Source organism: Actinomyces acetigenes, from assembly GCF_031296635.1.
Taxonomy (GTDB): Bacteria; Actinomycetota; Actinomycetes; order Actinomycetales; family Actinomycetaceae; genus Actinomyces; species Actinomyces acetigenes.
In genome coordinates, this window is sequence record NZ_JASPFC010000055.1 from 1 (window position 1) to 10,767 (window position 10,767).

The 10,767-nt window shown below is 69.0% G+C and carries 6 protein-coding genes and 2 pseudogenes; 3 read left to right on the forward strand and 5 right to left on the reverse strand.

Annotated features, from left to right (window positions below; genetic code table 11):
* Nucleotides 1-757: pseudogene (locus RIV14_RS12950) on the reverse strand (DUF3372 domain-containing protein); the annotation flags it as partial.
* Nucleotides 758-1,491: 734 nt separating this feature from the next.
* Between RIV14_RS12950 and RIV14_RS12955 the strand changes: the two are divergent.
* Entirely contained in the window at nt 1,492-3,219 is a 1,728-nt protein-coding gene (locus RIV14_RS12955; RefSeq protein WP_143224228.1) for a hypothetical protein, read from the forward strand.
* Nucleotides 3,220-3,332: 113 nt separating this feature from the next.
* Here the strand turns inward: RIV14_RS12955 and RIV14_RS13840 are convergent.
* Nucleotides 3,333-3,642, reverse strand: a pseudogene (locus RIV14_RS13840) (IS1634 family transposase); the annotation flags it as partial.
* A gap of 49 nt (nt 3,643-3,691) precedes the next feature.
* Here RIV14_RS13840 and RIV14_RS12960 point away from each other — a divergent pair.
* Complete coding sequence (locus RIV14_RS12960) at nt 3,692-5,089, forward strand: replication-associated recombination protein A (protein ID WP_075372981.1); 1,398 nt, start codon at nt 3,692-3,694, stop codon at nt 5,087-5,089.
* Nucleotides 5,090-5,286: 197 nt separating this feature from the next.
* Here the strand turns inward: RIV14_RS12960 and RIV14_RS12965 are convergent, their stop codons facing one another.
* Nucleotides 5,287-7,878 carry a (Fe-S)-binding protein gene (locus RIV14_RS12965; protein WP_075372980.1) on the reverse strand — a complete coding sequence of 864 codons (2,592 nt, stop codon included), beginning with the start codon at nt 7,876-7,878 and terminating at the stop codon, nt 5,287-5,289.
* A 552-nt stretch (nt 7,879-8,430) separates the two neighbouring features.
* On the opposite strand from RIV14_RS12965, the gene RIV14_RS12970 reads away from it, so the two are divergent.
* Nucleotides 8,431-9,789 (forward strand): type III secretion system chaperone family protein, encoded by a 1,359-nt coding sequence (locus RIV14_RS12970; protein ID WP_143224227.1) that lies wholly within the window; start codon nt 8,431-8,433, stop codon nt 9,787-9,789.
* A gap of 245 nt (nt 9,790-10,034) precedes the next feature.
* On the opposite strand, the gene RIV14_RS12975 is transcribed toward RIV14_RS12970, so the two are convergent.
* Together RIV14_RS12975 and RIV14_RS12980 are read right to left on the reverse strand one after the other, a co-directional pair.
* Nucleotides 10,035-10,352, reverse strand: a complete 318-nt coding sequence (locus RIV14_RS12975; protein ID WP_075372978.1) for a DUF4235 domain-containing protein — start codon at nt 10,350-10,352, stop codon at nt 10,035-10,037.
* The coding region (locus RIV14_RS12980) for a hypothetical protein (RefSeq protein ID WP_309325222.1) at nt 10,349-10,767 on the reverse strand (419 nt) is incomplete at its 5' end. The genes RIV14_RS12975 and RIV14_RS12980, both read right to left, overlap by 4 nt.

The window sequence follows — 10,767 nt, forward strand, 5'->3', positions numbered from 1 at the left end:
GGTGGTTGGCCACGACCCAGCGGCCGTCGCCGGTGCGGACGGCCGGGGTGCGTCGCGGCGGGCCGGGGACCTCCGGCACCGAACCCAGCGGGTCACCGGTCTCCCAGGTCAGAAGGGTGACGGCCTGCGCGGTGGGCGCCCACAGGGCGAAGGAGGGCAGGCCGCCGGTGAAGGCGACGCCCAGCTCGGCGCGGGTGGCGGCCTCGGCGTAGAGGTGGTCCAGGAGGATGGCGGTCTGCACCCCGGTGAAGGCGTCGAGGCGGGCGCCACTGACGTCGGCGGCCTCAGTGGGGTCCGGGAGCCCGACGTACTGGGCGACGGCGACCTGGCCGGTCAGGGCGGAGGCGACGGCGTCGTCGTCGAGCAGAGGGGTGCCGGCGGCGTCGGTCGTGCTCAGGGCGATGTAGCCCTCCAGATGGGGGTGTGCGGCGAGGACCTCGCCGGGCAGGTTCCCGACGATGCGCAGGGGCGTGACCGTCGGGGTGGGCATGCCGTCCGCGCCCAGGATCCGGCCGTGGATGGCTGCGGCGCCGCCGTCGGGCGCCGTGATGAGACGCAGGGCGAGGCCGGAGCCGGGGAGGGGGTCGCCGGCGTTGGTGACGACGACCTCGCGGTCCATGCCCCGGGGCAGCAGCGACAGCGGCCACGCCAGGATGGTGGGGGTGACCCAGTAGGCGCGCTGCTCCTCACTGCCGGCCACGGGCGGGAGGGCCGCGGTGGTGTCGAGTGTGCAGGTGAGCGTGTAGGTGAAGGTCATGGTGGTGTCCTCCCGAGTGGAGGCGCCGTGGTGGGACGCCGCCGGTCCTGCCGGTCGTGTCGCGTGCGGCCTCGTGGGGCGGGGGTCAGACGCGGGGCCGCGCACCTCGTAGTCTCCCCCGGGCGGCGGGCCCTGTCAGCCCGATGGCGGGAATTGTCCTGTCCGGCCCGCGGAGCGTGGTCCGCAGTTGGTCCGCGTGTGGGACGTCCCGGCAGGTAAAGGTGGCCGCACTCCCCATTGTTGAATCCTCGTGCGGGCCTGACACTCATCCCATGAGTAATGACGCGACGTCGCCGCTCGGCGGCTTCGGAAGCGGTCCGTCCGAAGTCTCGGTGAATCAACGTGGCTACCCGACGGTCAACGGTGCTGATGGTGCCGGATGGAGGCGGCCCTCCCCGGTTCCAGGTGCCCAGCGGAGCTCGCGTCGCCGGCGAGTGGTCTTCAGCCTTCTGGCCGGAGTGCGTCTGGCGGCAGGGGGCGCGGCCCTCATCCTGCTGGGTTGGGGGATCGCGGAGGCGCTGCGTTCACCGCTGCCGGTGCCGTTGGTCAGCGGATCATGGAGCACACTCAACCTGTTTCCGTTGATTTTTATCATTCTCTCGGTTGTGGGTCGGGTGCGGCGTCCCCCCAGGTTGCCGGCTGGCGGCATTGTTGGATGCGCGGTCGGCGGATCGGTTATTGTCTCTATCCTGCTGTTCCTTTACGCCATAGCCGATGGAACTCTCGACAGAATCGTGCGCGCGGGCGCAATCGTCCCTGAATATATCGGCCTGGTGGTCGTTGGATGGGTCTGTCTGGTTCTCGCCCTCTTGAGCCATCTGGCCCTGCGTGTCTACCGGCCGGCTGCGCCGCCTCAGGCGGCGCAGGGCGCGGCGACGTCGTGGAGCGGCGCCGCGACGTCGGATAGTGCTGCCCTTGCGTACGGGAGGATGATCGGCTCGTCGTCGGCATCCTCGCAGCAACCGCAGTACGTTCAGCAAGCGACTGCTGCGGCCCGGAAGCCTGTTGGACAGAGCGTGCGGGACGTGGGGATGAGCCTTATCTGTATCGCCGTGGTCACCGTGATTGCGGTGACGGTCCCCGGCCTCATCAGCAGCTCCTACGATCATTTTGTTCGTGTCACGACCAGTGCGGCCGCCGACCATGACGGTTTTCCGACAGTCGAGGAGATGGCGTCCGCAACGGCTGGCAAGAAGCAGGTGGATGCCGACCCGCTGTGGACCGCCCCCTTTGACAAATACAGTGTTGACCAGATTCTCGCCGGGGTGCGCGGCGCCGTTGTCGTCACCGGAGACGGCGTCTACGGGCTGGACTCCTCAACCGGAAAGGCGTTGTGGACTTTCGCAACGACCAAGCTGAATGACCAATCGAGTCATGGGAGGCTCAGGCCTCTCAAGGGGGTGAGGCTCTATGGCGGACGGTCCGCCTTCACGTCCCCTGACGGTGCCTGGCTCGCCTACGCCTTCGACGTCTCGCCCGACAGCGCCTTCAATGACAATGACTCGGGTAAGGATGTCACCCGCGTGGTGGTCCTGAGCACGGATACGGGCCGGGTCGCTCTTGATACCCAGGTGACCGGGGCGACTCCCGCGGTGCAGCTGACCGATTCGAAGACCGTCATCAACCGCAAGGTCTACGACACTGCCGGCGGACGCGAGCTCACGCCGCTCGACGAGGAGAAGGCGGCGATTCCGGGACCCGGTGGGCACTCCTCCGTGGTCGTCCGGGACAAGCGGGAGGACTCGCAGTTTCAGCGTCCTGTCATCGACCTCGAGGCTCTACCTAATGCCGGGAGCAGCAGTGGCTCTTATCTCTCCTCCCGGGGAATCAGGGCTCAGGTGATCGCCGGGCAACCCGTCAATGTCGGTGGCTGGATTGTCAACGCCGCCAAGGACGGGACGGTGGAGAACATCGACAGTGGAGGGACCGTGTCCCTCAAGGGGGAGGACAAGCCCGACAACTGGGCTCTGGTCGCGATCCAGGCCAGTGCCCAGGCCGTGTCCGCCTGGACCGTCCAGGACGAGGTCGAGGGGAAGGCCAAAGAATTCGGCCACCCGCTGGTGCTCAATGTCTTTGACACCCGCTCGGGAAAGGTAACAGCTGTCGATCCTGCAGGGACCTACCGCACCATCGAACAGGATGGTGACCGCAGTTCAAGCTCCCCGTACTCGGGCGCAGTGGACACCCCTGTCTTCTCGGCGCGCGTGGATGACGAGAACCACCACAGCCTCCCCGACCAGCTCGTGGTGCCGCAGAACGAGGCGGCCCGCCAGGACGCCGAGCAGGATCGCGGCGCCACCGACTCCGGTGGTCACGAGCCCGCGTGGGTCAGCGTCTCGTTGCCCCGGTTCTGGGCGATCACCGGCTCGGTGGCGCTGTGTCCGGGCGGAGTCATCGTCTCCGAGGACTCCAGCTCGAGTGCCAGTGCGGCGGTCACCGGCAGAAAGGCCCCTCAGCGGTAACGCCTCGAAGTGGACCAACGAGTGGAACCGAGGCTGTCAGCAGGCCGGGAACGACTGCGACAGACCTGAGTTGCACTGTTTTAGCGCCCTTTTAGTGCCCTTTTAGCGCCCTTTTAGTGCCCTGCTGGGATGTTGCGGGCGGTGAGGAGGTCTTCGGCTCGGGGGCCAGGGGATCGGCGGCTGTGAGGTGGTGGCCGTTGAGGTTGATGGTGACGTCCTGGAGGGGGTTTGAGGGTGCGGATGACGCGTTTGACGCTGATCCCGGTGGTGTCTTGGAGGCGGCGGGCTACGGCCAGGGAGGCCTCATCCAGGATGGCGTCGCCGGCGTGGACGGCGGGCAAAACACGTGCCCTTAGGGCGCTTCTCGCCGGCGATGACGGCCCTGGCCCGGTTCTCCTGAGCGGTCAGGGGCCGGTTGTCCCTGACGCAAGCGGCCGGAATTGATGTCACTGCCAGGCCCTACGCTCAGGGCATGGCTCGCCGTATGCCCGAACCGGACTCACCCTCGCTGTTCGATGCCGCCGGCCCCGACGGCTCCGGCCTCGTCGACGACCCTGCCCGCCCGCTGGCTGACCGGCTGCGCCCGCGGGCGCTCGACGACGTCGTCGGCCAGGACCAGCTGCTCGCCGCTGACGCCCCGCTGGGCCGCATGGTGGCCTCCGGCCGCCTGTCCTCGATCATCCTGTGGGGCCCGCCGGGCTGCGGCAAGACGACGATCGCCCGGCTCCTGGCCGACCGCACCGGCCTGGTCTTCGAGCAGGTCTCGGCGACTTTCTCCGGGGTGGCCGACCTGCGTCAGGTCTTCGCCGCCGCGGTCCGTCGCCGCGAGATCGGGCAGGGCACGCTCCTGTTCGTCGACGAGATCCACCGCTTCAACCGTGCCCAACAGGACTCCTTCCTGCCCTACGTCGAGGACGGGACGGTCGTCCTGGTCGGTGCGACCACCGAGAACCCGAGCTTCGAACTCAACGGCGCCCTTCTGTCGCGCTGCCAGGTCATGGTCCTGCGCCGCCTGGACGAGGCCGCCCTGACCGAGCTGCTGGCGCGCGCCGAGTCCCTGACCGGCCGCGCCCTCGCCCTGACCGACGAGGCCCGCACCGCCCTGCTGGCCATGGCCGACGGCGACGGCCGCTACCTGCTGGGCATGGTCGAGCAGATCCTCGCCGCCCAGGACACGGGCGGTCCGGAACCACTCGACGTCGAGGGGCTGCGCGGCGTCATCACCTCCCGGGCTCCCCTGTACGACAAGTCCCGCGAGGAGCACTACAACCTCATCTCCGCCCTGCACAAGTCGATGCGCGGCTCAGACCCGGACGCCGCCCTGTACTGGCTGGCGCGCATGCTGGGCGGGGGCGAGGACCCGCTCTACGTGGTGCGGCGTCTGGTGCGATTCGCCAGCGAGGACGTCGGCATGGCCGACCCGGCCGCCCTCCAGATGACGCTGGCCGCCTGGGACGCCTACGAGCGCCTGGGCTCACCCGAAGGGGAGCTCGCTATCGCGCAGGCGGTCGTCTACCTGGCCACCGCGCCCAAGTCCATCGCCGTCTACCGCGGTTACGGGCGGGCGACGCGCCTGGCCCGCCAGACCGGCTCGCTCATGCCGCCTGCCCACATCCTCAACGCCCCCACCCGGCTCATGAAGGAGCTCGGCTACGGCGAGGGCTACGAGTACGACCCGGACACGGCCGACGGCTTCTCCGGCGCGGACTACCTGCCCGACGGCGTCGAGCGCCAACCCCTCTACGAGCCCACCGCCAATGGCCACGAGCGCCGCATCCGTGAGCGTCTGGCGCATTGGGAGAGCCTGCGGGCGCGTAAGCGTGGTGAGGGCGTCGGCGACGGAGAGAGCCAGGTGGGCACTGAGACGTAGGCCAGTTCGTGACCTGCCTCTTATCGATGGGGACAATCGACGTGGCCGGGGACATTTCTGTACGGCCGGGTGTGGTTCGCGCGTTCGGGGACCGGAATCCTGTCCCTGCACGTGCAGGATGTCCCCGGCTGCACGGGATTGCCCCCGGTTGCGTGGGATGTCGCCGGCCGAGCCGAAGGGCTGAGGCCGACCTCCGCCTACTCCCCGCCGCGGCGCACGGCCTCCAGCATGAGGGTGGCCACGTCCGTGACCCGCACGTCGGCGCCCTCGGAGGCGACGCCGTCGGAGAGCATTGTGGTGCAGAAGGGGCAGGCCGTGGCGATGACCTGCGCGCCGGTGCCGATGGCCTCGCGCGAGCGCTCCACGGCAATGCGAGTCCCGATCGTCTCCTCCATAAAGGCGCGCGCGCCGCCGCCCCCGCAGCAGAAGCCCCGCTCGCGGCTGCGTGGCATCTCCACAGTGGTCGCGCCGGTCGCCTCCAGTAGCTCACGCGGCGGGGAGTAGACCTGGTTGTGGCGGCCCAGGTAGCAGGCGTCGTGGTAGGTGACCGTCGGGATCACCGGCTCGCCCGCCGCCTTGCCAGCGGCCTGCCCGCCCGACGATTCCGTCGGGGTCTTGGCCTGCGGCTCGGCGGCCTCGGCGCTCGACGTTGGAGCGTCCCCATCTGGTGAGTCGCCGACCCGCCCGGAGGCGGGTGTCGACGTGGCCGGGGGTGTGGGGGCGGATGGGGCGTCGGGCGCCGTCGAACCGCCCGCGGCCTGCGGCGGCGCCGGACGCAGCCGACCCTCGCGCACGAGCCGGTTCAGCAGCTGGGTGTAGTGGACGACCTCGTAGCGGCCCCCGATCTGCGGGTACTCCCGCGAGATCGTGTTGAAGCAGTGCGCGCAGGTCACCACGATCCTCTGCGCCCCGACCTCACCCAGGGTCTCCACGTTCTGCGCGGCGAGCATCTGGTAGAGGATCTCGTTGCCGGCGCGGCGGGCCGGGTCCCCGGTGCAGGTCTCGGCGTCGCCCAGCACCGCGAAGCTCACCCCCGCGGTGTGCAGCAGTTCGGCCACCGCCCGCGTCGTCTTCTTGGCCCGATCCTCGTAGGCGCCCGCGCAACCCACCCAGAACAGGTAGTCGACGTCCGCGGCGCTCTCGACGTCGTCGCCGATGACCGGCACCTCGAAGTCCAGGCTCTTGGCCCAGTCCATGCGCTTGCGCGCCGGTAGCCCCCACGGGTTCCCCTTGGACTCCATCTTGCGGAACATGCCGCCGAGCTCCTTGGGGAAGGCCGACTCCATGAGCACCTGCTGGCGGCGCACGTCGACGACGTGGTCGACGTGCTCGATGTCCACCGGGCACTGGTCCACGCAGGCACCGCAGGTGGTGCAGGCCCACAGGACGTCGGCGGGGATGACCTCCCCGGCCAGGGGCGCCGGCCGCGTGGCCACGCCCGTCTCGGTGGGGGCCGCCTTGGCTGCCAGCAGCGCGCCGAGCACGTCGCCGGTGTGGGCGGTGCCCGGCTCCAGGCCCAGGTTCGTCTCGCGCGCCAGCCCGTCGTACATGCCCAGCGCCTTGCCGACCGGCCCGCCAGAGGTGGGGCGAGAGGCCACCATCTCCTCGGTGACGTCGTCGGGCTCGACCCCCAGGGCGCCGGCGGCCCGCAGGTAGGGGGCGGCCGCCGCGTGGTGGTCGCGCAGCGCCATGACGAACAGCTTGGGGGACAGGGGCTTGCCGGTGTTCCACGCCGGGCACAGATCCTGGCAGCGGCCGCACTCGGTGCAGGTGGAGAAGTCCAGCAGGCCCTTCCAGGTGAAGTCCTCGATGCGGCCCACGCCCAGGCGCACCTCGGGGCCCTCGCCGGAGTCGGCGGCCTCCATGGCCTCCTCCAGCGCGTCCATGGTGGCCTCGGTCAGGGGCTCGTCGCCGACCATGAGCGGCTGGAGCGGGCCCAGGGCCTTGGAGCCGTCCACCTCGCGGCGCGCGTAGACGTTGAGGATCGCCAGGAACCGGTGCCAGGCCACACCCATCGAGGGCTGCAGACCCACAACGACGAACCAGGTCATCGACAGCACCACCTTGATGGTGGCGACGACGAGGATCGCGTTGCCCAGGGCGCCGGCGCTCAGGGGGGCGAGCAGCGGGCCGGTCCAAGCCGTCAGCGGGAAGTGCGTCCAGGAGGCCAGGGCCCGCTGCGCCGGGTCGGAGGAGGCGGCCAGGAAAGCGTGCTCCAGCATCCGCAGCGCCAGCACACAGGCGACCACGCCGATGATGGTGGCCTCGACGAACTTCGCCTGGGCTGACGTCGAGCCGGCGAAGCGGGAGGTGCGCGGGCGCTTGCCGCCCTCGGAGTCCGGGGCGTAGGGCGGGACGGCCCGGCCGGCCCGGGTCAGGCGCCAGCGCAGGATCGTCAGCCCCACGATCCCGAAGGTGGACAGCCAGGCGATGAGCTCGACGACCCAGGCCCACCAGGCGGCGTGGCCAATGAGCGGCAGCGCAAAGTCGGGCCCGCCCAGCACCTGCCCGTAGCCGGCCACGAGCGTGAGGAACAGCAGGGGGAAGGAGATCATGACCAGCCAGTGGGCGGCCTTGACGAAGGGGCGGCCCTTGAAAGCGGTGTGGCCCACGAGCGCCCCCAGCGTGAGTGCCAGGCGCCGGCCGACCGGGCGCAGGCGCTCCGGAGCGGTTGCGCGGCCCACGGCCATGCGGGCGCCAATAGTGCAACAGGCGCGTGCGAAAACTGCGATACCGATCGTCGTAGCGATGACGACGATGACGACACAGACGATCTGCACGGCACTCATCGGGGCGGGTTTCCTCAGGTCTCCGAAGGCAAAGGCGGAAGCGCTGGGAGGTGGGCCGGCGGCGCCCCGGAGGGTCGCCTGCGCGGCACACCATTGGCGCTCCTGGTCAGCCTACCTGGGGGTCGGCGGGGAGCGGGGCGGGTGAAGCGCGGCAGAGGAAAAAGTGTCACGATTGGCGACTTTTCGAGGCGCGGCCATCGGCCGCGAGTTCGGCCGGATCCTCGGAGACTGGCTCTGACCTGCGCAGACGTCCTGGTGCTGAGTGTGCGGAGGTCCCTCGCGAACGGTGTGCCGGCTGGAAAAGTCGCCCAGAGTGACACAATGGCATGCGGAACTGGTATGTCGATTCATGCACGTCTCAGAGACGACCATTACCGTGCGGGCCGACGGCTCCAGGAGGCGCGTATCTCCGTTCCCACCGTCCTGCGCCAGCAACAGAGCCTGTGACCACCATCAGCGACAGGAGCAACTGTGTCCCCTCGCAAGAAGCCGACTGCCAAGACTCGCCAGTCCACCACACCCCGTAAGCCTGCCGCCCCCAGACCGACGAAGGTGACCCTCGCCCGGGTCAAGAAGATCCTGATCTGTGTCGACGTCCCCGTGATGGTCAGTTGGGATGGGTCGCTCGTGGGCCTGACCGGCAACAGCGCTCTGAGGTTCCAGGTGCTCCCCGACCTCTTGACCGTCTCAATCCAATGGCATTCGAAGGCCCCGTTTTACATGTTGGAGGCGCTGTGTATCCTCGTCGAGTCCTGGAACGCCAGTCCGGATAACGATGACATGCTGAGGGCCTATGCCGTCCCCTCGCCGGAGGATGACTCGGTGCTGTTGTGCGCTGCCTCCACACTGCCGGTGTCGGCTGGGATGACTGACGATCAGCTCGGCCACTACCTGCGCGAGGCCATTGACGCGTGTATGTTCTTCGAGGAGTTCCTGGAGGAGACTTTCCCGCAGACACGCTTTGACGACTTCGCCAAGGACGCCGGGATCCAGATACCCGACAGCCCGGAGGAGTTGCTGGCCGAGCTGGGCGGGGAACCTGCCGAGGCCGTGAGCCAGCTGGTCGAGCGGGCCCGGGTGCTCCTCGATAGCGACATGGACAGTGCCTCCATGCTCCTGACCCAGGCCTCCAGGATTGCCGAGGCCAACGGCCTCGACCCGGTGGAGTTGGGCATCCAGGACGTCTTCGCTGCCACGATGGAGAAGGTCCTTGGGCAGCCTGAGATGTTGGGTAGCCGTGAGGAGGCGCTGGGACGGGCCATGCTCGAGGCTCTTAAGGCGGAACGCGACGAACCAGATCACGCCGAAGGTGACGAGTCCGATGGTCCCAACGAACCTGCCGAGCCGAACATGCTCGACGACGGCCAGGCCGAGGTGGCCATCTCGGACCTGTTCGGGCTGAGGGGCCTTGGTCGTGTTCCCTCTCGGCTGCCTGCGCTGACTCTCCCGCTCGTGGTGGAAGCGCTGAACCCCGACTACGACTTCCTGGAGAAGGACGATGCTGTCATCATCCCGATCGGGGATGATGCCTGCGAGCTGGTGGTCGGGGTCGAGGGGACGGAGCTCATCGCGACGGCGCGCTGGAGCGGGATAACCCCGTTGAACCGGGTGCTGGCGCCGATGGTTGCCAATGACTGGAACGTGGTCAGTCATGTGATGGGTGTGCGCACGGGCTTCGCTGATCGAATGGGTGAGGCGATCAGTGACGCAGCCACCGCTGGTCAGGCCCCTCCTCAGGCAGGCGACTCGATGCTGAAGGCCCGGCCCGATACCGATGGTGACATCATCGCCCGTGCCTCGTGGTGCCTGGGCGTGGGGGTCTCCAAGGCTCAGATCGTCGCGATGGTGGATGCAGCCGCTGCGGAGGTCGAAGACATTGGCTTGTTCCTCCGCGGTGAGGTCGGCATCTGAGAACGGGGGCCTGGGGCTGAGGCGCGGCAGAGGAAAAGTGTCACGATTGGCGACTTTTCCGAGCGCGGTCGGTGGCCGCGAGCTCGACCGGATCCTCGGAGACTGGCTCTGACCTGCGCAGACGTCCTGGTGCTGAGTGTACGGAGGTCCCTCGCGAACGGTGTGCGGTCGGGAAAAGTCGCCAATCGTGACACGGGACCACCAAAAAAGTGTGCCGACCCCGCAATGGTGCCGGCACGGAGTCCTCAGGCGCTGATGGCGCGCAGCGCGTAGGGGGAGTCGGGGCGGCGGGCGCTGTACCACTTGGCGGCCTGGCGCAGCCCGAGCTCACGCACCAGGGTGACGGTGGCCCCGGAGATGATGGCGAAGGTGACGATCTCAGCCAGCTTGTAGTTGAGGAGCTGGTCCTCCTCGCGCGGGGCGGGCCGGCCTGAGATCACTCGCCATCCGAGCGCCACGACCTTCTCGGCCACGAACCCGGAGGCGAGCGTGGCCACGGCTGCGGTCGCCTTCCACATGAAGTCGGTGGTCTGGTCGGTCTCGGCGGGGTCCTGTGCGTTCATGAGTCCTCCTTGCGCCCGGGCCGGGCGGCGTCGTGGGTACCTGCGTGCTTGGCGGTGGGGCCGACGGAGTCGGTCCGTTCCGTCCCGATCATGCCGTACCCGGGCCGACGCTGCAGCCAGTCCCGCCCGCGTGGCGCCAACTGCGGGGCCTGGGTGCTCGTACCGCGCGCCGCGCGTTCGGGGCGTCGGGGTGGTCGTGGGATGAGTCGGTGGGGTGGTGGCTTGGTGTCGATGGTGGAGTGGTTGCCTTGCTGTGTGTGGGTGGGGTGGCGCCAGGCGGTTGGCTGGATGGGGCTGATGGCGGTACCGGCTTTGCTCCACGGGGGAGTGTCGGAGCTTGCTCTACCGGTGTGTCTCGAGGAATGCGCTGCCGAGAATGCTGGTGTGGGGGCATCGCAGAGAGTACGCAGCCCTG